18 protein-coding genes are annotated in these 22094 nt (G+C 36.9%); 11 read left to right on the plus strand and 7 right to left on the minus strand.

Features of this window, described 5'->3' with window-relative positions; translation table 11 throughout:
• Positions 1-11 precede the first annotated feature (11 nt).
• Positions 12-2471 (minus strand): ABC transporter permease, encoded by a 2460-nt coding sequence (locus tag EHQ70_RS06410; protein ID WP_135584651.1) that lies wholly within the window; start codon positions 2469-2471, stop codon positions 12-14.
• Positions 2468-3172 carry an ABC transporter ATP-binding protein gene (locus EHQ70_RS06415; RefSeq protein ID WP_135584653.1) on the minus strand — a complete coding sequence of 235 codons (705 nt, stop codon included), beginning with the start codon at positions 3170-3172 and terminating at the stop codon, positions 2468-2470. The genes EHQ70_RS06410 and EHQ70_RS06415 overlap by 4 nt, the downstream gene beginning before the upstream one ends.
• Positions 3173-3554: 382 nt before the next feature.
• On the opposite strand from EHQ70_RS06415, the gene EHQ70_RS06425 reads away from it, so the two are divergent.
• From EHQ70_RS06425 to EHQ70_RS06455, 7 genes are read left to right on the plus strand one after another with little or no spacing between them, the layout of a single operon-like run.
• A complete protein-coding gene (locus tag EHQ70_RS06425) occupies positions 3555-5300 on the plus strand; it encodes a proton-conducting transporter transmembrane domain-containing protein (protein WP_135584657.1) in 1746 nt (581 codons plus the stop codon).
• Positions 5301-6179 (plus strand): NADH-quinone oxidoreductase subunit H, encoded by an 879-nt coding sequence (locus EHQ70_RS06430; protein ID WP_135584659.1) that lies wholly within the window; start codon positions 5301-5303, stop codon positions 6177-6179.
• Between the two features lie 8 nt (positions 6180-6187).
• Positions 6188-6799, plus strand: a complete 612-nt coding sequence (locus EHQ70_RS06435; RefSeq protein ID WP_135584661.1) for a formate hydrogenase — start codon at positions 6188-6190, stop codon at positions 6797-6799.
• The gene (locus tag EHQ70_RS06440) at positions 6796-8013 is read left to right on the plus strand and encodes a proton-conducting transporter transmembrane domain-containing protein (RefSeq protein ID WP_135584663.1); all 1218 of its coding nucleotides are present in this window, start codon (positions 6796-6798) and stop codon (positions 8011-8013) included. The genes EHQ70_RS06435 and EHQ70_RS06440 overlap by 4 nt, the downstream gene beginning before the upstream one ends.
• On the plus strand, positions 8001-9431 hold the full coding sequence (locus tag EHQ70_RS06445) for a hydrogenase large subunit (RefSeq protein WP_135584665.1): 1431 nt from the start codon (positions 8001-8003) through the stop codon (positions 9429-9431). The genes EHQ70_RS06440 and EHQ70_RS06445 overlap by 13 nt, the downstream gene beginning before the upstream one ends.
• On the plus strand, positions 9428-10243 hold the full coding sequence (locus EHQ70_RS06450; protein ID WP_135584667.1) for an NADH-quinone oxidoreductase subunit B family protein: 816 nt from the start codon (positions 9428-9430) through the stop codon (positions 10241-10243). Before EHQ70_RS06445 ends, EHQ70_RS06450 begins: the two co-directional genes overlap by 4 nt.
• 8 nt (positions 10244-10251) lie before the next feature.
• Complete coding sequence (locus tag EHQ70_RS06455) at positions 10252-11487, plus strand: adenylate/guanylate cyclase domain-containing response regulator (protein WP_135584669.1); 1236 nt, start codon at positions 10252-10254, stop codon at positions 11485-11487.
• 27 nt (positions 11488-11514) lie between these two features.
• Here the strand turns inward: EHQ70_RS06455 and EHQ70_RS06460 are convergent, their stop codons facing one another.
• The 3 genes from EHQ70_RS06460 to EHQ70_RS06470 form a co-directional block, all read right to left on the minus strand.
• Positions 11515-12357 (minus strand): HDOD domain-containing protein, encoded by an 843-nt coding sequence (locus EHQ70_RS06460; protein WP_135584671.1) that lies wholly within the window; start codon positions 12355-12357, stop codon positions 11515-11517.
• A gap of 66 nt (positions 12358-12423) precedes the next feature.
• The gene (locus EHQ70_RS06465; protein WP_135584673.1) at positions 12424-13551 is read right to left on the minus strand and encodes a SpoIID/LytB domain-containing protein; all 1128 of its coding nucleotides are present in this window, start codon (positions 13549-13551) and stop codon (positions 12424-12426) included.
• A gap of 49 nt (positions 13552-13600) precedes the next feature.
• Positions 13601-14920, minus strand: a complete 1320-nt coding sequence (locus tag EHQ70_RS06470; protein ID WP_135584675.1) for a class I SAM-dependent RNA methyltransferase — start codon at positions 14918-14920, stop codon at positions 13601-13603.
• Positions 14921-14966: 46 nt separating this feature from the next.
• On the opposite strand from EHQ70_RS06470, the gene EHQ70_RS06475 reads away from it, so the two are divergent.
• Both EHQ70_RS06475 and EHQ70_RS06480 read left to right on the plus strand, forming a co-directional pair.
• Positions 14967-17027, plus strand: a complete 2061-nt coding sequence (locus EHQ70_RS06475; protein WP_135584961.1) for an adenylate/guanylate cyclase domain-containing protein — start codon at positions 14967-14969, stop codon at positions 17025-17027.
• Between the two features lie 39 nt (positions 17028-17066).
• Entirely contained in the window at positions 17067-18290 is a 1224-nt protein-coding gene (locus tag EHQ70_RS06480) for a site-2 protease family protein (RefSeq protein WP_135584677.1), read from the plus strand.
• Here EHQ70_RS06480 and EHQ70_RS06485 read toward each other — a convergent pair.
• Both EHQ70_RS06485 and EHQ70_RS06490 read right to left on the minus strand, forming a co-directional pair.
• Positions 18274-18558: an ATP-dependent Clp protease adaptor ClpS gene (locus EHQ70_RS06485; RefSeq protein ID WP_135584679.1), complete on the minus strand. Its 285-nt coding sequence runs from the start codon at positions 18556-18558 to the stop codon at positions 18274-18276. The genes EHQ70_RS06480 and EHQ70_RS06485 overlap by 17 nt on opposite strands.
• Positions 18551-20044, minus strand: a complete 1494-nt coding sequence (locus EHQ70_RS06490) for a deoxyribodipyrimidine photolyase (protein WP_208729514.1) — start codon at positions 20042-20044, stop codon at positions 18551-18553. The genes EHQ70_RS06485 and EHQ70_RS06490 overlap by 8 nt, the downstream gene beginning before the upstream one ends.
• A 294-nt stretch (positions 20045-20338) precedes the next feature.
• Between EHQ70_RS06490 and EHQ70_RS06495 the strand changes: the two genes are divergently transcribed.
• Together EHQ70_RS06495 and EHQ70_RS06500 are read left to right on the plus strand one after the other, a co-directional pair.
• Complete coding sequence (locus EHQ70_RS06495) at positions 20339-21727, plus strand: ammonium transporter (RefSeq protein ID WP_135584681.1); 1389 nt, start codon at positions 20339-20341, stop codon at positions 21725-21727.
• 20 nt (positions 21728-21747) lie between these two features.
• On the plus strand, positions 21748-22092 hold the full coding sequence (locus tag EHQ70_RS06500) for a P-II family nitrogen regulator (protein ID WP_004786287.1): 345 nt from the start codon (positions 21748-21750) through the stop codon (positions 22090-22092).
• Positions 22093-22094: the final 2 nt, after the last annotated feature.

A 22094-nucleotide genomic window follows, 5' to 3' on the forward strand; every position in this document is an offset into this window, starting at 1 on the left:
TCGGTAAAGAATTATTCATATTTTAGTTCTTTTGAAATTTTCATTCGTTTTAGAAAGTAGAATGGTAGAAGACAAATAAAAAATGTGATTAAGGGGATTAGAATCGGGAGTTTTACTACAAACTGTAGCGGATACTGGAAATCGAGAATCCATCCAAAGGCATTTCGATTGATTCCAAAAATGACTATAGGGGAGAGGATGAGGCTATTGAATATACCTGCAAAAAAACCTAAGGTAACCAGGAACAATGCTTGGGAATAAATCATCTGAAACATTTGAAACGAATCCATTCCAATTGCTTTGAGTCCTGCTAAAATTTTTGATTTCTCTTTTATAAAATATACCAGTGAGGTGGTTAAGGCAAGGATTGAAATGATAAGAGCTGAAACTTTTAATGTATCTAAGATTGAAAATACTTGGTTCATTCCCTCTAAATATAGTTTTTTAAGTTCAATAATATTTATATATTTTAATTCATTTTCCTTTGCTAATTTTTGAAGAATTGTTTTTGTTTCCTCGTGCGTTAGTTGGCTGCTTTTCGAAATTCGAATGGAATTAAGGAACTTTGAATTGAAGTTCTTTTGAAAAAAGGAATAATCCATCATTATCGTTCCTCTTTCTGAGAAAAAATGTTCTTTTTGGTCTTGGATTCTTACTGAGACCTGAGAGTTTAAGTCTGTACTAATTTTTACGAAATCCCCCTTACAAATTTTCTCTAAAAAACAAAGGTTTTTTGAAACGATCAATTGGTTTTTGTCATAGTTGTTTTCAAAATTTAATACGTGTAAGGTGAAATACTTTCCGTTGACAATGAATTTGGAATCAACATAGAAAGGTTCTATAGACTGAAAGTTTTGGTTTACTTTCATGGATTCGAATAATGCAACCGGAACACCTGGGTCACCCGAATTTAATTTTTTTTCATTAATTAATGAATAGTCTGATTTGTTTTCTGCATCAACCCAGCGAACCAAAGAATGTTCGTAACTATCAGTTAAACTGGTTAACGTGAGAACAAGAGAAGTTGATAGCATGATGGTTGATGCCGTGAGGCCATATTTCCATGGTTCGGTTCCAATCTCTTTGATCCCAATTTCAATACTTGGGGAAAAATGAAACTTAGAAAGAGTTTTGTCTAAAATACTAATTAAAAAAGGGATTATTAGAAAAATTAATAAAACAAAACCAATGATGACAAACCCGACTCCAACCATCCCGGGAGCCATTTGTTTTGCAAATCGAATCAACCCAAAGATAATTCCAAAACTGATGAATAAAATTGCTATTAAGAAGTTTGTTCTTTTTGAAAGTCCTAAAAATGGTTTTTCTTTTTGAAGATCACGTTCTCGGATAAGATCAATGGGAAGTATCTGGATTGTTTTATAGGAATTGTAAATGGATGCCAATACGGAACCAAAAATCGAAATACTGAGTCCTGTAAAAATTATGGAGAGTGGAATGTCCCTATAGGATCGGATTTGATTGGAGTCAGTAATTGTGTTAACCGTTGTGATGAGGTTTGTGTTTGCAATGAAAATTCCGAATAGTGTTCCCACCACTCCACCCAAAAATCCGATGACAATGGCTTGTGTTAAAAATAATAAAAAATTGGTGATTTTGTTTGTGCCTATCGATAATAAAATTCCGAATTCATATTTTCTTTCGAGATAAATTCCGGTAAACATATTGGATACCATAAAAAAAGAAATTAAAACAGAAACTAGAGATACAATTGTTAGGTTAATTTTTAAAGAACTTAATGCAATTCCTGCACGTTCGATCAAAGTTTCTTTTGATTCATAAGTCCAATCTTCTGAATGAATTGGCTGGATATTTTTGGGTAAATGATTGTTTTTGTCCTGAATCAACCATATTGAAGTTATGTGATGGTTGAGATTACAAATTGATTGTAATCTTGCAATGTCCATAACTAGGAAGATACCATCGGCGGGTAAGATATGAAAGTCTTCGTTTTTTATGATAATATCGTTGTCGCAGATAGATATAATTTCTTTGTTTTCTGCCAATAAGAGTTTGTCAGCAAGTGCCTGGCTGATCAGATACTTGGGAATTTTATCCTTTCTGTTTTGAGGTTGTAGTAAGGTTTGAGAAAGAAGAATATCTTTTCCGATAACGGGAAGACTAATGATTTGGCCATTGGGTAGAGTGAGAATCGCTTTAGTTTGTAACTCTGGTTCAAGTTTTAAATTTTCTGATATTTGCGAATCGAGTAATTTTAAAAAATCTTCAGAGGCTCCTTGGTTTTGGTTGTTGGTTACATAACGCCCTATAAAATTTTCGGAAGAGTAGCCGATCATTTGATCAATGACCGTTTGTTCGGCTCGCCAAGAATTGATTTGTGTGCTTACAAAAAGAGCAATTCCTAAACTAATTCCAAGGATTGATAATCCAATTTTTGGGATATGATCCTTAAAATATCCAAAGATAAATCCGTAAAAAACGTTTTTCATTTTGATTGAATTTTCCCATCCAACAGATGAAGATTTATGTTACCAGATTGTCCAATTTGTTCGTTATGAGTCACAAGAAATACAGATATATCCAACTCTTTAACACAAGTTTCGAATAATTTCATAATCATTTCGGAAGAGGATGAATCCAAATTTCCAGTGGGTTCATCAGCAAAAACTAACTTTGGTTGGTGGACGATTGCCCTTGCGATGGACACTCTTTGTTTTTCCCCGCCAGACATTTCTTTAGGAGTAAATTCTTGCCTGTGACTTAGCCCAACTAACGAAAGGGTTTCTTTTGCTTTCTTTTTGGCAGCGGAATTTGTGAGTCCAGAGAGATGAAGAGGCAAAGCTACATTATCAAGTGCTGATAAATAAGGAAATAAGTGAAAAAATTGAAAGACTATACCAATTGTTTTGCGTCTGTAATTTGTAAGTTCCTGTTCTGTTGTTTCGGACAACTGGTTTCCAAAAACTTCGATTTTACCTGAGTCTGCAGTTTCAATTGCAGACAGGATGTTGAGTAAAGTTGACTTCCCACTACCCGACGGACCCATAAGGGTAACTAGTTTTTTCTCAGCAATTTCAAGGGAGATATCTTTCAAAATAGGAAAAGTTAGTTCACCTTGCCTAAAGGTTTTATCTACATGTTCCATTTTTATGGCAATTTTCGTTGTTGATTCTTTTTTTTGTTCGTCCATTAAAAATAACTTCCCATTTATAAGACCATAGGGATTATCAAGATAGAGGTCAAACTGATTGGTAGCACGTATATTTTTCATTCTGCTAATATCAGTTTCGATTATCGGGAAGTCACAACCTTGGGTTTCTGTTGTGGAGTTTGCGGAGTCTGGTGAAAATTTTTCCAATGAAAAAAATTCGGAAGAATCTCCTGGGGAAGAAGAAAGTTTCCTGCACATTTCGTCCCTACCTGTTTACATTTCTGTTAGTTTTTCCTTTATTTCCCTAATTTCTACACATCGCTCTCCTAGTTATATTTCTTTCAAATTTCCTGACCGCCGTGGTCCACCCAGTTTCACATAACATTATTTTTTCTCTAAAAATTTAGTTTTTGAGGTAGTTATGTTAGAAGATGAAAGGATTTCAATCTTCAGGTCTGTTTTGGTGGGTATATCTGCGCTTTCTCCGTTAGTTATATTCTTATGCTCTAATTATGATGTTTTGTCGGTTGATTTTCCGATTTTGGTTGGTCTTGTCATTCAGGCTTATATCGGCTTTTCTTCTTTTATGTTGGTTCAGTCGTATGAACCAAAGGAAAAAAATAAAGTCACCATTGGTTATATAATTTTTTGGTCTGCTCTTGGTGTTTGTTATTTATCTGGCAAATCACTCATTCTTCCCATTGCTTTGGAAGTAACATCCTTCTCGACGATTCTAATTTATTCAGGAACGGAGTTTGGAAAAAAACAAATTGAAAGTTTAGGTTCCTTATTGTTGGCTTCTGGAATTGCCGCCTTATTTTTATCCGCTTGGGTCATGTTACCCGATGGTGACAACGTAGGGATTATACTTTTACTAATTGGTCTTTTGATTAAATCTGGATTTTCTGGATTTCATTTATGGATCCCTAAAGTGAATGAAGGTGGGCCGTCACATGCATTGGGTTCGTTTGCAGGTGTTTTGGAAGTTTTCCCTTTATTACTTTTTTATCGTTATGTTTTACCTAACCAGTTAGATCCTATCATATATCAAATTTTATTCCCACTTGCTGCTCTCGGGATTTTTTTCGGCGGAATCACTAGTTTCTTTCATAAAGACCCTAAAATTTCTTTAGCCTATAGTTCGGTTGAATCGATCAATTTTCTTTGGTTGTGTTTGATTATCGCGGGAATGTTTCAGTTTTCTGTAGATGCGGAACTTATGAATTTAAGTAATTCCTTTCGAATTTTATTTTTCTTAAGTTTGTTTCATCATTGTTTTTCTAAAACCTTTCAATTGTTTTCGATAGGTATGGTTGCTAGGCTCAAGAATTCAAGTTCTAGTGATGAATTAAAAGGAATTGGTCGGTTGCTTGGTATATCTCCTTTGTTAGTTGGGGCCGGAACATTTAGTTATGCCGTTCTACCTGGCACTTTGGGATTTGTTTCGGAAGCAACATACTTTTATTTGAATGCTCGAATATTGGATCTTCCCATTGGTCGTTCCGTTTTCCTTCTACCTTCTATGATTTTTATTTTCTTTGGGATTGTATTAGGCGGATTTGCGCATATAAAACTCTTTATGAGTTTGTTTTTGTCAACTCCGAGTAAAGATATTAATATCCAACCATTTGGCCCAAAACAACGAACATGGGTAATCATTTCTTTGTTTAGTTTGGCTTTAGTCATTTTTATTTTCCCATTAGTATTACCATACTTTGTAAGGTTACCAATGTTAAGTCCATTCGTTGATGAAATGTTAAGTGAATGGTTTTGGATAGTATCTTTGGTTTCTTATATTACGGTTGGGACTATTTTTGTTTTCCGCATGTATGACCGTTATCAGTTGAAACGATACGGGGAACCAAAAACAAAAAATTGGGATTGTGGAGGAGGGTATAGTGGTCACGAACTTTCCATTCCAACTTCCGTATTTTCGGAACCTTTGCGAAATTCTCTCGGTAGGTATTTTTTAAATAAACTTGGGGAATCCAAAATAGATACATTCCTAATCAAAGGAATTACATATTTTTTTAAATTAGGGACAAGGTTTGTTTCAGCAACCAATCATCCGAAAGATGAAGACGTTAGTAAATATTTGGCAATTTCCTCTATGTTTCTGATTTTTATTTTTTCTCTTCTGATTTTGGGCGATTTTGGGGGACTATAGATGGAAAATACATTATATTATATTTATTTAATATCCTTGTTTCTGATACTTCCTTTTTTGCTAACGGGCATTATTCGGAAGGTTCGGGCATTCGCACAAGGTAGGCGGGGTCCAAAGTTACTTCAGTTCTTTTGGGAAGTTGATAAATCGCTACGGAAAACTCCGATTTCCCATACTAATTTATCTGATTTTACACATTTGGCACCGAGGGTGGCATTGTTTTCGGCGTTAATGATTTGGAGTGTGGTTCTTTTTGAATGGGCTCCTTTCATTCTGATTCCTTTTTTCCTTGCACTTTATAGATTCGCTTACGTGAGTTTTGCAATGGAAGGAGCGTCCTCTTTTGGAGGTATGGCCTCTGGTAGGGAAATTTTACTTTCTGTGATGGCAGAACCTACCTTTATCTTAATGATCCTTGCTGCTCAATCTCATATAGAAATTTCAGTGAGCCCACAAGGGGCATTGATTGGATTACTTTTTCTTTCTTTATCTTTTATTGCTATTTTGGCTGAACTCGCAAAACCTCCGTTTGATGATCCTAGAACTCATTTGGAGTTAACCATGGTCCATGAAGCAATGATTTTGGAAGCATCGGGAAAACAGTTGGGTGCATTTGATTTGGCAAGTTCTATAAAACTATCCACCTTGCTTGTTTTTCTGGTAAAATTGGCTTTGGAACATTCAAAGTTATTTGAAAATGAAGGATTAGGTATTTTTGCACGTGAACTCATGATTGCACCTATGGTGATACTACTTGCGATCATTCTTGGGTTTTGGGAATCAAATAGTGTCAGAAGGAAATGGACTTGGATTCCTGAGTTTATGGGGCTTACTTTTATAGCAATTTTGATATTGGGAACTTTGGTTAAATTGTCTTAAGGTTGATTATGATATACGATTTTATCTATCTATTGTTACTCCTCACCGGTGTTGTTGTTTTGGTTGAAAACCGATTGAGTCGAATTATATTTTTTTTGAGCGCACAAGGATTTCTGTTAGTTTTCCCTGTTTTGCAAACTCATAAAGAAGATTGGAAACATGCAATTTCACTCATTGTAATGGTCGTTTTGTTTAAAGGAATTCTCACTCCTTGGGTTCTTAACTGGACTGCGAATAAATCCAAAATGAACGAAAGTACAGCACCAAGGTTTGGATACTTGGCAACTTTGCTTTTTATGGTGCTTGGGCTTGTCCTTGCTGTCAAAATTACAGAAGGAGTTTCTGTTCTTTCTATTCCTGTTCATAAAATTGGACTCATTTACGTAATTTTACTCGTGTATGTTGGCATCCTTTGTTTTGTTGTTAGGCGAAACTGGCTTGCTCTCATCGCCGGATTTTGTGTTTTTGAAAATGGAATTTTTGTCCTTACCATGGTTTTGGATAAAGGCCTTCCTGTTGGACTTGAGTTTGGATCTTTTTTGGATGCTATTCTTGTTATTGTCTCTGGAGGAATTTTACAACTCTCTCCGCATATGCATACCAAGGAGAGAAAACTATGATGAAAGAATTATTTTATCTTTCAGGTGTCATTGCCTTTCTTGTAATCTTTTTTGTTTCGATCTTTGCACCAACTAAGGGACAAACTCGGATCTGGCTTTGGAGCCTTTTGAAAATTGGTTTCTTTGTTTCATTATTCTATTCTTGGTTTACTGACAACATTGTTCTGAAATGGATTTTGATAGAAGCCTCAACCTTATTTGGTGCTTTGTTGATTTCCTCTAGTGGAACAGAACGTTCATTTCACGTTGGTTGGAAGTTTTTGTTAATCAACTCCTTTGCACTTGGTTTAGCATTTTTAGGAATTGTGATCTTACTTTTTGCATCAACTCCTTTGGAAAATTTAGATTTTAATTCTCTAAAACAAGGGTTAGTGGGTCAAAGTGGACTTTTGATTGAAACTGGGATTTTGCTAACTGTTTATGGATACAGTGGAAAACTGGGACTTGTGCCAAACCATTTTTGGGTAGGGGATACTTATGCTGAGAGTCCAAGCCAAATCTCTTCATTGATTGCGTCTTTTGTGCCAGTGAGTGTGGTTCTTGCCATTCGGCCACTCGTTCAGTTAGAAAGGGAAATTAATCCCCATGCGATCAATGCAGCCAACGGAATTCTTTTTATTGGAATTTTAACCATCCTTTATTCTACATTGATTTTATTTTCTCGTGAAGACATTCGTAGAATATCAGCAAAAGTTGCTCTTTTCCATACAGGGATGTTAACTTTGTTTTTATGGTTAGATGTAACTGATGATATGTTTTATTTTTTATTATCAACAACGGTTCTCGTAAAACTTTTAGTTTTTCTTTCTATGGGAATTTTGCGGATGGATGCTGGTAAAAGGAATATTTCTCAGATTTTAGAAACATCTTCTCTCAGTCATAAAGCGTTGTATATGTATTTACTGGCTCTACTGGTTGCCTTTGTGTTTCCTTTGTCTCCAGTTTTTGTTTTGGATTTAAAAGTTATTGAAATCGCCATCAAACAGAAAATGTTCTTTTTGTTTCTTTTTCCAATTGTAGGTGCTGTCTTTTTCTTTATTGCACTCAATAAAGTTTTACCTCTTGTTCGGTTGCCCAATCGCAATTTTGAACCGGGTGTTTACGGAATATTACAAACTCGTTTGGTATTCTTTTGGTTTAGTTTTTTGTTCACTGTATGTGTTGGTACATATGGTTTAACCTATTTATTGGCAGAATATATATGGAAAAGATAACAGGCCTTACTAATTTTGATGGTGTTTATCACCAGTTTGTCATCCGCGATCAAAAAATGATTCGGGAAGAAGTAAAATCTAAAAAAAGTAATATTGATTTTTTGTTAGATCCTCAGTATCCAGTTTGGCTTGTCCGTCATGCCTTTGGACAGGATATGGGTCTTGAAGATTATTCTGAATTAAAAGAAGAAGATTATTTATCTGATAACAGAGGAAAAACTCTCTCTCTCCATCAAAAAACCGGTGTTGTGAGGGATCTGAGTTATCATGGACTACATGTTCCTTTTCATGAAGGAAATTATTCTCATGCAGTAGGTCCAATCCATGCGGGAATCATTGAACCTGGACATTTTCGTTTTGTGGTGGAAGGAGAAGTGATTCGTCACCTAACCATTCGATTGGGTTTCCAACACAGAGCCATCCGAGAAAAAATGGTTGGTAAATCTGTATTGGAAGTTATGCCGTTTTCAGAGACAATTTCAGGTGATACTAGTGTTGGTTATGCGACCGCTTTTAGTAAAATCTACGAAGAAATGTATGGAATATCAATTTCAAAAGATATTAGCTTATTTCGTTCCTTTCTCGTTGAATTAGAACGAATTGCTGTTCATATCGGTGACTTGGGTGGTATTTCGGAGGATATTGGATATTATCCGTTGTATGGTGTCTGTGTCACAGATAGAGGGGCTGCCCTTGGTCTTATGGAAACATGGACTGGAAATCGATTTGGAAAAGCTGCAGTTCGTCCAGGAAGAGTTCGTGTCAATGGACGTATATCCGCCAAACAAGCAAAAGATGCTTTTTTCAATTTAAAGAAGGTTTATTTTAAGAAAGTTCGTCCTCAAATTTTACGGGCCCTTTCTGTTTCTACTTTAAAAGAAAGAATGCAAGGTTGTGGTTTTATTTCCGAACTGGATGTAGAAAAACATGGCTTTTCGGGAATGGTGGCTCGAATGGCCGGAGTCAGTGATGATTTAAGAATCGGGAATCCTGATTATCCAGGTTGGGTTCCTTTACCACTAAAGGAAGAACATCATCATTATAATGGAGATGTTTGGGCTCGTATGTACATTCGTTATACGGAAATTGAACAATCCTTAAAATGGATCGAATCACATTTGGATGACTTGGACTTTGAATCTTTATGGTCGGAAAATGATTCTGCTGGCAAACCAAGTCAGTGGAAAGAATGGAAACCAAAAGCGGGAATTTATACGGCAAGTGTGGAAGCATGGCGAGGCCCAGTTCTTGTTTCTTTAGATTTTGATACCAATGGATTTGTAAAAAATTCTTATATCCGTGATCCATCGGTTCTAAATTGGCATGCACTTGAACTCGCTGTTCGTGGAGAACAAGTTGGTGATTTTCCTTTGAACAATAAATCGTTTAATCTTAGTTATGTTGGGTTTGATTTATGAATTTTTTATATGAACTAAAAAGTTTTGTTTTTCCAAAAAATGTATTAAATTTTAATACAGCTTCTCCCATCCATCCTACAAGTCGCGGAATTCCCGTTCCTACGGCAAAGTTGAAGGAGGGAAACAAATCCTTATCCTCATCGGCAGAAGTTTGTCCTACAAAAGCAATTCGAATTGTATCGGAAACAGAAGTTCAATTTGATTACGGTAAATGTTTGCAATGTGGACTTTGTACAGAGTGTTCGGATGGAAAACTTAGGAACTCTGGTTTTATTTATACCTTTGCCTTAAGTCGTGATGAATTGAAAGTCACTTACATTTCTGGGCGAATGGAAAAAGTAAGCGACTTACCTTCTTCACTGACTGCAAATCAAGAGAAGTTCCGAGAATTAACCAAAAAAAGAGGATTCCTATACCGAGAGGTTGCCGCTGCAGGAAACAACACTGTGGAATCGGAACTGAATGCCTCTTTTAATTCAGTTTTTGATTCCGAAAGAGAAGGGGTTCGTTGTGTCGCAAGTCCCAAACATGCGGATGCTATTGTTTTTTCAGGGCCTGTCGGAAAGAATATGGTGGGTCCACTGGAGACAGCTTGGGAAGTGATGGCAGAACCGAAGGCACTCATTGCCTGCGGGACGGAAGCGGTGAGTGGGGGACTATTTCCCATGGGGAACCGACCTGCGGAACCAGATCTTTATATTTCAGGAGATCCCCCAAGACCAGACGTGATTTTACAAGGTTTTCGTCTTTTAATGGGAAGATTTTCCTTCCGGTTTCAAGAGGCGCTTCACAAAATTTTAGAGAATGAATAATAAGGCGCGTGGATTTAGAAAAAGAAGAAATCGTTCGTGTCCTGGTCTTAGAACCGCAAAAAAAATCTTATGATACCATTTCCCAACTACTTGTGGAGTGGTTTGGGGATTATATCGAACTCACTTGGCGTTCTGTTTTTGAAAACGGCGCCGAGGAAATCAAAAAAGCAGAGTATGATTTACTAATCACTGAAATCCAATTTCCAGAATTGGAAGATCCACTTGAATCTGTTTTAGAATCAATCATGGATCTTGCAGGCCCTTCTGAACTTCCAGTAGTTGTGTTTACAAAAGCCGAAGGAAAACAACTTCCTATCCACGCCTTCCAACTAGGAATTAATGAATATTTCAGCAAACGGCGGTTAAAGAAAAATGTTTTGGAACATCGATTTAGAAATTTGTTCCGAGAGATATACCGTAAAAAAGTAGTTTCCATTCAAATGGATGATAGTTTGAAACGATTCCAAGATTTATATGGAATGAACCAATCCGAAATCCAAGATTTGAACACGATGGTTAAAAAGTTCAAAAAGGAATTGGAAAAAGAATATGAAGAAAAATTGAATTTAGAAACCGAAAAAAAGAAAATGCAAAACGTTTTCGGTATGTATGTTGACCCCATCATTGTTGAAAGTTTGATGAATAATACTCTTTCTCTGGATCAAAAAGGAAAAGAACAAGAAGTCTCCGTTTTATTTTCGGATATTCGTGGTTATACGACTCTTTCTGAAAAAATGAAACCAGAACAAGTAATCTCTTTTTTAAATGAATATTTTACCGCGATGACAGAAGTTATTTTGGGATACGGTGGTATGATTGATAAATACATCGGTGACTCCATTATGTGTTTGTTTGGTGCTCCTGTTTTTCAAGAAGATCATAGACAAAATGCATTGGATTGTGCTGTGGAAATGGTGCAAGTGTTTGAACTTTGGCAACCTAAGTGGTTGCAGATTTATGGATTCACTCCGCAGATAGGAATTGGATTGGCTTCGGGAAAAGCCATTGTAGGAAACGTGGGTTCCTTTCAAAAACTATCTTATACAGCCGTTGGTGACACTGTGAATATGGCAAGCCGGCTTGAGTCTATCGCCAAACCAATGCATGTATATGTATCAGAAGGTTTGTATAATTTTCTTCCAGAAGATTACGCGAACAAATACCGTTATGAAGAATTGGAACCTGTAAAAATTAAGGGGAAAGAAGGGTTACACAGAATTCTCAGTGTAAAACCCTTCTCGTAAGATAAGTTTAGTTTCCCGGAAAAACTTTTAAAGTGTACTACAAAACTGATACAATTCGTTTGTTTTCAGTTTTTCGTCTTTCGCTGCTAAAAATGCTTTTTGGTCTTCTATTTCAAGACTAAGAGCCAATTTGTATTCTTCTAATTTTTCTACCGTTCCTGGCTCTTGTTTGCCATGACCAGTTAGTTTTGCAATCACACCAGCAAATCCAATGATTTGTCCGAGAGCTGATTGTTCTGCAACTGGTTTGGAAAGATCCTCAATCGAAGAAATGATGATGGTTGGCATTTTCCAAAGTTTGGCCGCAGCACTTCCCATTTCATAGGAATCCACTCCAAAGAATTTTTTCTCTAAGGAAATCAAACTAACATCGGAGGTTTGGAATTCCGTTAACACTTCTATGTATTTTGTCCTATCAATCGTATTGAGTACGATTCTTCCAAGATCTTGCATAAGCCCACAAGTGATGGCAAGTTCTGCTTCTTTTTTGAATTTCTTTTCTTCACAAAGAATTTGTGCAAAAATTCCTTTGGCAACAGAATGATCCCAAACTTCATCTCTAAATTTTTTATAATTACCTTGGCTAAACAACGAGTCTGTCATAGACATCGCTACCATACTTCGAACGGTTTTGAACCCCAGACGAGTGATCACCTGTTTCATGTTAGCTACAGGATTTCCTCTAGAGAAAAATGGTGAGTTCGCAAGTTTCAAAAGTCTTGCTACTAACACTTGGTCTGATTGGACTTTTTTTTCTAATTCCCCAAAGGAGAGTTCGTTATCATCATCTAGGGAAAGTACGGAAAGTAAGACCGGCGGAACAATCGTCAGGTCTTTGATTTGGGAGAGGTATTCTTCAACTGTAGCCATAAGATTAGGAACCTAAAGTCAGATTCCTAAACCAGGAACAAAGGGAAACCGAAAAACGGGGAAAAACTACCTAGCTACAATCCTTGCAAATTCGATTCCTTTGAAGTAGTGTTGTAGGATTTCCCTGTGGTTGAACTGACTTTTTGCCATGGCAAAACTTCCCCACTGTGACATTCCCACTCCATGTCCTGAGCCAAGTCCTTTCACATAGAACTCACCAGACTCTTCTCTTCGAATTCCAAATCGTGTAGATTTTAATTTGGTGGCTCCCAACTTTTTTCGAAACTCAGTAGCTTTGATTTTTTTAGATCCAGAAGCTCCGATGATTTCTATTTCATTCACACGAGAAGAGGGGAATCGGCTACTCACAATAATATCTTGGATCTCACCTACACCTAAATCGCGTAAGTTGGTATTTATAAAATCTGTTTTCCATTTTTCTTCCCAGGAATATTGCTCTCCATCTTTATCATATTCAGATGGAACTGGTTTTAAATATTCTACAGGACTTCCCCAAACATTAGCTGGGTCTTCCGTATAACCTCCAGCATTGGAATGGAAAAAACTTTGGATCGGTTGGCCTTTGTGAATGAGGATAAGACCTTCTGTTTCAAAAACTGCTTCCGAAGTATTACGATGTTCTTTGTTTTTTCCTTTGTATACTTGGGTATTGGTAGAAGTATCTACATCAAACTCTAGTTTTTTGCGATTTAACATTTCTCTTACAACATAAGTTCTAGCACAAATCGCTTGTGCTTTGAGCGCTTCTTTAGGCCAAGAAGCACTTACTTCAGAAGGAACAACTGATAATAAATAGGCTTCCACAGGAACTAAATTGATAATAAATATTTTTCCATCAATGGGTTTGAGAAGAATTGTGCCTCTGTAACTCACACCTTTGTATTCGATCCATTCTGAATTGCTTTGAATGGAAATTGGTGCTTTCAATGCCGTGGGGTTTAAAGATAAAAAGTCGTAAACTTTTTTTATCGTAAGGTCGTTTGCATCTCGAACAATGATTTCACCCGTCGATTTAAACACTTCTTCATCGGTCGCATAACCGAGTAATACACGAACTGGTTTTGTTTTAAAACCTGAATCTTCTGGTGTCCAGTTGGTTACCATCACACTCGCACAACCGATTTGCCATAAGATGGCCAAACATAAAAATAAAATCGATTTTTGAATCTTCATAGTACCCTCCCTTCTAATTTCGGAGGAAATTCAAAATTGGTGAAGGGATTTATACTGTCTTTCTTCGAAAGAAAAGCACCGATTCTGTATGGGGAGTGTGCGGGTAGGGATCAATTAGGATTCCATCCACAAAATCATAATTCGGAAGGAAGGTTGATACATCTTCCTTTTGGGAGTAAGGGTTACAGGAGACATAGAATACAAACTCTGGCCCAAAATCACGAATCCATTGAGTTACTAATTTCCCAGCACCGGCCCTAGGAGGATCCAAAATCAAAGTGGCGTTTTCTTTTTGTTTCAGAAGTTCTGTGGACATAAATAGATTTGCGATTTGGAATGAATGGGATTTGTTTGGATAACGATTTTCAAAGGTTGCAGATGCGATTGTTATAGAGGATTCGGTCAGTTCATATCCATCTATATTTTTAAAAGAATCACCATATAACAAAGAGAAGAAACCATTTCCACAAAATAAATCGATGAGATTGTTTCCTGATTTAGGCAATCTTTCTTTGATAAAAGAAAGGATTGGTAAAAACCCCGTTGGATTCGGCTGGAAAAAAGAATCAAAAGGAATTTGAAAGGTTTCTCCCAAAACTTGTTCTGTAAAAGTAGACTTACCTCTTAAGATTTCAGGTCTTCCAAAAGCAGAAACCTCCGACTTAGGTCTGTTATAACAAAATAATAATGAATTTTGTTTTAAGGATTCCAAACATAGGTTACGAAAATTTTCCATAGATGGATGTGATTCATATCCATCGGTAAAGGTAAAAATTAAAATTCCATCATCTGTATTTTGTGCCTTACGAATGGTGAGGTATTTGAGTCCTCCTTCTTCGCTTCTCCTGTCCCAAATCACTTCTGGCATTTGGTTTAGTACAGATTGTACATCTTTTAGGGCATCATTCGCCCAATCGGATTGGATGGAACAAGAGGTAATGGGAACAACCTTTCGAAAGTTTCCCCTTTGCCTTTGTCCGATGATAGGACCAGGGAAAACAGAGAAATCCATTCGCGATCGGTACTTGTAAATTTGTTGAGAAGGAAGAGGAGTGACGGATATTCCTAAATCTTTTTGGAAAGATTCGAGGATGGGTGAAAATTTAAGTTCTAATTGTTTTTTGTAATCTATGTGTTGGCCAGTGCAACCCCCACATTCTCCAAACACATCGCATTGGACGAGTTTCCAATCATGGTTACGGATGGTTTCTAAAATTCGTAAAGACCTTTGCCTTGGTCTACGTTTGACATATTCGACTTGAAGTTCATCGCCAGGATAGGCAAAAAAAACGTTCACCTTTTTTCCGTTAGGTGCCGTGATGATTCCTGAAAAATCAGAATCTAAACTTTCCACAATGACTTTGTCCATTGTTTTATACTTGCCAGTTCCTTTTGATTTTTATAAGATTTCCGACATGGTTTTTTCGAAAAGACTCTTTTGTTACCTGTGTACATTCCTTTTCATTGCGGGATTTCTCTCACCCGTAACCGCACAGGTCCTCCTCACCAACCAAATTTTGGATCTTAGATCAGAAACTTCTTTTGGCCAGTCGGTCCACAAGTGGAGTTTTAAACCGGGAGATTCTCCCCTCGTGGCAGAAACGAATGAAGATGATGTATATTTAGATGAAGAAAACGGACAAACGAGAGCACTACGATTTGCACATGCCCAAATCCAGTTGGGGGAATCTGTTCGAAATGGATGGATCTCTGGATTCCAAGTCCAAACCGCTTGGGACAAGGTGAAAGATGGGGATGGAGAATTGTATTTTCCTGACTTTTCCAAATATCTGGAATCTTACAAAGGATATGCTTGGTACCGAACGGAAATTCGAATTACCGAAGAAGACATCCGAACTCGATTCAAATCGCGAAACTTAACGGTGCGCCTCGGACAAATCAGCCAAGCGGATGCTGTTTATTGGAATGGAAAGTTCATTGGTGGGACTGGCCTTCATTTGGATACAGAAGAGAACGTTCAGTTAGAAGACAAATCTCTGTATAGCGATAAAGTTCGTTTTTACCAAATCCCAATCGATAGTTTAAAAACCGATGAACCCAATATCCTTGCTGTCAGAGTTTATGCAAAGTATCCTTTGAGTCCAGGTTTGTCGCACGATAAGTTTTATGTATCTTCTGTAAAATATTCGGAACGAGCAGAGTATTGGAATGATTTCAAAAAGATTTTTGTTATCGTACTTACTTTGTTACTTGGTAGTTTTTATTTATATTGGCAATTCTTATTTCGAAACGAAGATGATGCTACCGTTTACTTTGCATTAGGTTCCATTTTTATGGCACTGAATACTTTGTTTCAGAGTCAAATTATTTATTCCGTAGTTGGTGACGGATTTTGGATTAAAAAAATAGAGTATGTCGCTTGGATCGGCCTTGTACATTTACTTTTTAATTTTATCGTTCGATTTGCACATGTTAGACAAGGTTGGATCAAAATCACCAACCGTTATATAGACATCGCTGGTGTTCTTTCAATTGTAGCTGTTTTGTTTACCCCAAATTTCCTTTTCCTATCTAAGTTTTTTTTCTATTGGAGTTTCGTAACGATTGTCCTTGGCGGAGCACTGTTTTATATCATTTTCCTCGGAAGAAAAGTTCCGTCTATGGGAACGGTTTCTCTTGGATTTTTGGCTTTTATCGTTCTGATTCTAAATGATATCTTTGTGGAAATGCAATGGGAATGGTATCCGAGCCATACTTTTTTAAAGGATTACGCTTTTGCTGCTTTCTCAGTGTCTGTGGCTTTATCCATCGTAAAGAACATGATTGATTCCAGAAGGCTTGTGGAAAAACAAAGAGAAGAAAAAGACAGACTTTCTCGTTATTTTTCTCCTGCTGTAATGGAAACCATTGTTGCCGACAATATTAAGTTAGGTGGTGAGGAAAGAGAAATTGCTACTTTATTTTCCGATATTGTTGGATTTACCACTTTTGCAGAAAAAAATCCACCAGGAGTTGTCCTTCAAAACCTAAACACAATTTTTGAATCCTTATCGGATTTGATTTTTCATTATTCTGCTACCTTAGATAAATTCATCGGGGATGCCATTATGGCATTTTGGGGCGCACCCAAACAAACAGAACTAGATGCTTATAAAGCTGTTGCTTGTGCTGTGGATATGCAGAAAAAAATGGAAGAAATCAATCGTGACCTTGGCCTTCCGCCGGGAACCTTCCGATTGCGGATTGGTGTTAATTTTGGAGAAGCCATTGTGGGTAACATTGGATCCATCAAACGAATGGACTACACTGTTATCGGTGATGCTGTTAATACAGCGGCAAGGTTAGAAAGTCATGGTATTCCAGGAAAAGTAGCTGTTTCGGAAGCCGCCTTTCTTGCGGCCGGTGGGAGTGAATACATTGAATATGAAGACATCAAGGAACTGACACTTAAAGGGAAAGCAGAGCCGGTCAAAGTGTACTTTGTTACTAAGGTTAAACCAAGGCCAGGGATTTGAGTTTAAAGGGTAAGTTTATGATTTTGAACTAAAGGAAATATGGGAAAAATTAAATTTATTGTTTATATTGTTTTTGGCTTATTCATTGGAATCTATATTGCGAGAACATATATAAATATTTTTTCCCTTTCTCATTTATTCGCAGGATTGTTATTTTTATACATTTCCATATATATTCATGAATTTGGCCATCTCCTATTTGCGAAACTCTCTCACCTCAAGGTAGATCGGATTATCATTGGGAATGGTAAAAAAAATATACTTAATTTTAAAATTTTTGAGACGTCGGTATCGATTACAAACGCAATTGATGGAGGTTTTACGTATTTAGACTATCATTCAATGAAAGACTTAACGAAGCTAAATTACGGTTTATATCTTTCCGGCGGGATTTTATTAAATTTTTTCTTCTTCTTTGTATTTTTCTTAATCAATATTCTTTATGAAAATCAATACCTTTACGGCTACATTATTGTTTTTTACCTAATCAATTTATTCCTTGTCATTCAGAATTTGATTCCGACAAACGTTTCCTTCAGTATCTTAAATATTGACAGCGATGGAATGCTTCTATATAAATTGGCTTCAAAAGGAAACCAATTTATAAACGAAATAAAGGAAGACGCATATATTTCCTACAATTTACCTAAAGCCAAGATTGCAGATGATCCGAACGAATATATTGAGTTATTAAAACCTTTGTTAAGTCAATATCCAGAAAATGTTTATTTAAACATATTAAAGTCCTCGGCAAAAAGAATGCTTTTGGAATTTGAAACTTCATCGGAAATTGCATACAGTGTATTGAATTATAAAATTCCTAATAATTTTTATTTAAAGTTAGCCTATAACGAAATCGCATGTAGCTCTTTTTTTACGGGAGATCCTAAGGGAGAAGAATATTCTAAAATGGCCGTAGAGTTGGGTAAAAATGATCCCATCGCTTTATCCACGTATGGATGTTTATTAATCCAAAACGAAAAATTTAAAGAAGGGATTTCCACACTCCAGAAATCCATTAAACTCATGAATCAATTGAGTTTCGGTGAGGATTTAAATATTGTTAGTTATATTTTTTTGTGTTTTGCTTATCAAAGAACGAATGATTTACATAACTTTGGTAAGTATAAAAATCTAATTAAAATCCATAAGAATGAAATTAAATATGAAGTTTTGTATATTTTTAATAAACTTTTTCGGCTCAACGAAAAAGACTTATCTCTTAGTGATACTTTTTGGAATGATTTTATACACCAAGTATGACCGTTAGGTTGGCATTGGTCATATTCTCGGCAACAGTTTCACATTCTTCCATACTACCTTGGAAACAAACAGCTTTGCCATTGGTGTGCGCTTCCATCGCAATTTTTTTGGCATCTTTTTTTGTTTTGAAACAAAGTTTCATCAAACAATCTTCTACATAAGAAAACTCGTGGATGGAATCATTGAACAAAATGACAAAGTAAAAGTAAATTGAATCAAACTTAGATTTTGTTTCTTCAAATGTAGTAGGTAAGTTTTCTTCAGTCATGGAAAAGTGAGTCGGAGATTCCGCTCAGTTCACCAATATACTCCAAATAGGATTTCATTTTAAACTTCTTTTTTGTCGAATCTGAGGACATAAATCGAACATTCCCAAATACATTTCGTTCTGGAAACCAAGGTCTATCAAATAATCCAAAACACCATAAAATTCCGGTATAGGAATTGGGGTTTCTTCCATCGTAAGCATATTTATTGTTTAGATGTTCTAGAATTTGAAACGCTTCTTCATAAGATTTTGTCCATTCGATTACTTTTTTACCCCATAACATTCGCATATAGTTATGCATTCTACCTGTTTTCACAAGTTCGGTTTGGGCAGCGTTCCAAAGTTCATCGTGTGTCTTTCCAGATTCAAATTGTTCCAAATTATAAACATACTCTCTTGTATCTGATTTATGTTTTTTGAAATTGGTTTTTACCCAGTCGGGAAGATTTTCTAAATTGATGTTTTTGGGTTTGTTTTTCCAAAAAAATAAATACCCTATATCCCTCCAAGTGATGAGTTCATCTAAGAAGTGATTGGTGGAAGTAGACTCCGAATAAAAATGTTCACGGTCTCCGGGTTTTTGGTGACTCATTCTTTCTGGGTTCCATTTTCCTTGCGATGAAGATTCTAAAACTGCCTGGAAAATTTCTTCGATTCCAATATGTCCAAAATGGAGATAGGGAGAAAGACCACTTGTAGCAGTCATTTCTGGTGGATTCGGTTGGGAACGACCCGTTTCATATTCTTGAATTTTTTTTGCGATAAAGGTTTTTAAGATTTTGAGGGCTTCTGCGCGACCACCTTTCACTCCTTTGGCGGGAGGGACCGAATCTTTAAACTCAAAAGTTTTTAAAAATAAATCTAAATCTTTTGGTAATCCAAATCCTACAGGAGGTTTTGAATTTTGATTCAAGGCCAGGACATCTTCCTTTTTCCATTTTGGTTTGGTTCTTTCAGGCATTCCTTTTAAAAATTCTTTATGAATCCAAATTCGTAGAATCCTTGCGGCACTTGCTTCTTTGGCAAAACGGGAGAATGGAAGTAAGGAGTTACTATCCACTGCAATCAGGGGACAATTCACTTTGGCGGCAAGTTTTGAGGTTTGTTCGGGGATGATAAAACAAGGAAAGTCGTCAGTGACGATGGCCACTGCATTTTTGGTTATTTCTTTTAAGATCCCACGTGCAGGATTTGTTTTGGATTCTAGGAAGGGCCAGTAATTGATTCCCAGTTCGTCTGCTCTTGTTTGGTTGTCATACATCCCTTCGACGATGAATCGGTGAATCCTTTCTGAGTTCCAAGGGTAATCAGAACGAAGTCCTTCATAAACAATCAGTTCTTTGTTATGTTTCTTTGCTAAGTTTACCGCATAAGCAAAAGCATGATTGGAGTCAAAACGACGATAAGCTTGCATCCAGTAGAGGACAAACTGTCCGCTTGCATTTAAGGGTTTTTGATTGCAGTGCCTAACTCTTTCCTCATTCACCTCTATTAGAGGGGATTCAGATGCATTCTGACCTTGTTTTTTATCAGAAAGGAAGTCCAATGCAAAGCGGATGTGCTTAAAATTTATACCATATGAACTACAATAAAGCAAAATGTCCCGACATTATGAGCTAGGCCTATCAGGATTCGTTTCCGTTTCATAATAAATTTATACAAAATGAGGGGTTTCTAGGCATTCTACGATTTTTTTCCGTTTCTCTGGCATCAGAATTCAAATCGGGTACCAATCTTGCACTGTTTCTAAACAAATAACATGGAAAGGAAACATGGTAATATGAAACAGTATTTCAAATCAATCGCCTTCCTGCTCCTGGTTGTTCCGATGTTCCTTTTTGCAGATGAAGCTGCAACCGTCGCAACTCCAGCAGAGGAAACCGCAAACACAATCCAAACTTTAACCGTTGGTTTAGACACCTTATGGGTGCTAGTCGCTGGTATGTTGGTATTCTTTATGAATGCCGGTTTTGCTCTCGTTGAATCGGGTTTTGCTCAATCAAAGAACACCGTGAACATCCTTGCAAAAAACTTTATTGTTTTTGCTGCAGCAACTTTCTCCTACTGGGCAATCGGTTGGGGTTTGATGTTTGGTGATGGAACTCCATATTTGGCAAGTGAAGGTCTATTTTTCTTAGGTGGAGCCGATAACTCTCCAGCAATTGGGGATGCATACCAAGGTGTATATTCATCTATGAATTGGACTGGTGTTCCTCTATTTGCGAAATTTTTCTTTCAATTGGTTTTTGCAGCAACAGCAGCAACCATCGTATCTGGAGCTGTGGCAGAACGAATTAAATTTCATTCCTTCCTTATCTTCTCCTTTATTCTAGTAGCATTTTTATATCCATTTACTGGTCACTGGGTATGGGGTGGCGGATGGATTTCAGAACTTGGTTTTCATGACTTCGCTGGATCTACCGTAGTACACTCTGTAGGTGGTTGGGCAGCTCTTGCTGGTGCCATCGTTCTTGGTGCAAGAAAAGGAAAATTTTTACCAGATGGTAGAATTAAACCAATCCTTGGTCACAACATGACATCTGCAGCATTAGGAACACTTATCCTTTGGCTCGGTTGGTTTGGATTTAACCCAGGTTCTACTATGGGTGTTGGTGACGGAAGTGTAATGGCTCACGTAATTGTGACTACAAACATTTCAGCTGCATTAGGTGCTCTTGCATCCACTGTAACAGCTTGGATCATCTTGAAAAAACCTGATCTTGGTATGATCCTTAACGGAACACTTGCTGGTCTTGTTGGTATCACTGCACCTTGTGCAATCGTGAGTCCAACTTCAGCTGCCATCATCGGTGCTGTATCTGGAACTCTCGTTGTATTATCTGTTCTTTTCTTTGACAAAATCAAAATTGATGACCCTGTAGGTGCAACTTCAGTTCACTTAGTATGTGGTATTTGGGGAACATTAGCAGTTGCAATCTTCGGATACGAAGGCGCACCTGCTGGAGTAGAAGTTCCTTCCATTCTAACTCAACTTATTGGAATTCTAGCAATCGGTGGTTTCACATTTGTAGTTTCTTTTGCATTATGGTATGTGTTGAAACTTGCTGGTGGAATCCGAGTGAGTGAAGAAGAAGAACTCAGTGGTTTGGATCTTGGGGAACATGGAGCAGAAGCTTACCCTGATTTCAATATCCGAGCTCGTGGTTAAGGGAATAGGAGTATAACATTATGAAAATGATCATTGCAATCATCCAACCACATAAGTTGGAAGAAGTTAAAGCAGAATTAACTAAAAACGAAATCTATCGTCTAACAGTATCTGACGTTCAAGGTTACGGACAACAAAAAGGTAAAACAGAAGTTTTTCGTGGTCACGAATACACTGTAAACTTACTTAGAAAGGTTAGACTAGAAATTGCTGTAAACGATGAATTCGTAAAACCAACTGTTGATGCTATCTTAAAAGCAGCAAAAAGTGGTGACGGAAAAATCGGTGACGGAAAGATTTTTATCTCTCCTCTCGAAGAAGTGATTCGAATCAGAACTGGCGAGAAAGGAAAAAGCGCTATTTAAAA

Origin of the sequence: Leptospira congkakensis, from assembly GCF_004770265.1 — a bacterium.
Classification (GTDB): domain Bacteria; phylum Spirochaetota; class Leptospiria; order Leptospirales; family Leptospiraceae; genus Leptospira_A; species Leptospira_A congkakensis.

What these genes read in the sequence shown, in the direction of transcription:
- EHQ70_RS06410 (WP_135584651.1), bottom strand. Translation starts at nt 2,471, where the DNA reads ATGAAAAACGTTTTTTACGGATTTATCTTTGGATATTTTAAGGATCAT.
- EHQ70_RS06415 (WP_135584653.1), bottom strand. Translation starts at nt 3,172, where the DNA reads ATGGACGAACAAAAAAAAGAATCAACAACGAAAATTGCCATAAAAATG.
- EHQ70_RS06425 (WP_135584657.1), top strand. Translation starts at nt 3,555, where the DNA reads ATGTTAGAAGATGAAAGGATTTCAATCTTCAGGTCTGTTTTGGTGGGT.
- EHQ70_RS06430 (WP_135584659.1), top strand. Translation starts at nt 5,301, where the DNA reads ATGGAAAATACATTATATTATATTTATTTAATATCCTTGTTTCTGATA.
- EHQ70_RS06435 (WP_135584661.1), top strand. Translation starts at nt 6,188, where the DNA reads ATGATATACGATTTTATCTATCTATTGTTACTCCTCACCGGTGTTGTT.
- EHQ70_RS06440 (WP_135584663.1), top strand. Translation starts at nt 6,796, where the DNA reads ATGATGAAAGAATTATTTTATCTTTCAGGTGTCATTGCCTTTCTTGTA.
- EHQ70_RS06445 (WP_135584665.1), top strand. Translation starts at nt 8,001, where the DNA reads ATGGAAAAGATAACAGGCCTTACTAATTTTGATGGTGTTTATCACCAG.
- EHQ70_RS06450 (WP_135584667.1), top strand. Translation starts at nt 9,428, where the DNA reads ATGAATTTTTTATATGAACTAAAAAGTTTTGTTTTTCCAAAAAATGTA.
- EHQ70_RS06460 (WP_135584671.1), bottom strand. Translation starts at nt 12,357, where the DNA reads ATGGCTACAGTTGAAGAATACCTCTCCCAAATCAAAGACCTGACGATT.
- EHQ70_RS06465 (WP_135584673.1), bottom strand. Translation starts at nt 13,551, where the DNA reads ATGAAGATTCAAAAATCGATTTTATTTTTATGTTTGGCCATCTTATGG.
- EHQ70_RS06470 (WP_135584675.1), bottom strand. Translation starts at nt 14,920, where the DNA reads ATGGACAAAGTCATTGTGGAAAGTTTAGATTCTGATTTTTCAGGAATC.
- EHQ70_RS06475 (WP_135584961.1), top strand. Translation starts at nt 14,967, where the DNA reads ATGGTTTTTTCGAAAAGACTCTTTTGTTACCTGTGTACATTCCTTTTC.
- EHQ70_RS06480 (WP_135584677.1), top strand. Translation starts at nt 17,067, where the DNA reads ATGGGAAAAATTAAATTTATTGTTTATATTGTTTTTGGCTTATTCATT.
- EHQ70_RS06485 (WP_135584679.1), bottom strand. Translation starts at nt 18,558, where the DNA reads ATGACTGAAGAAAACTTACCTACTACATTTGAAGAAACAAAATCTAAG.
- EHQ70_RS06495 (WP_135584681.1), top strand. Translation starts at nt 20,339, where the DNA reads ATGAAACAGTATTTCAAATCAATCGCCTTCCTGCTCCTGGTTGTTCCG.
- EHQ70_RS06500 (WP_004786287.1), top strand. Translation starts at nt 21,748, where the DNA reads ATGAAAATGATCATTGCAATCATCCAACCACATAAGTTGGAAGAAGTT.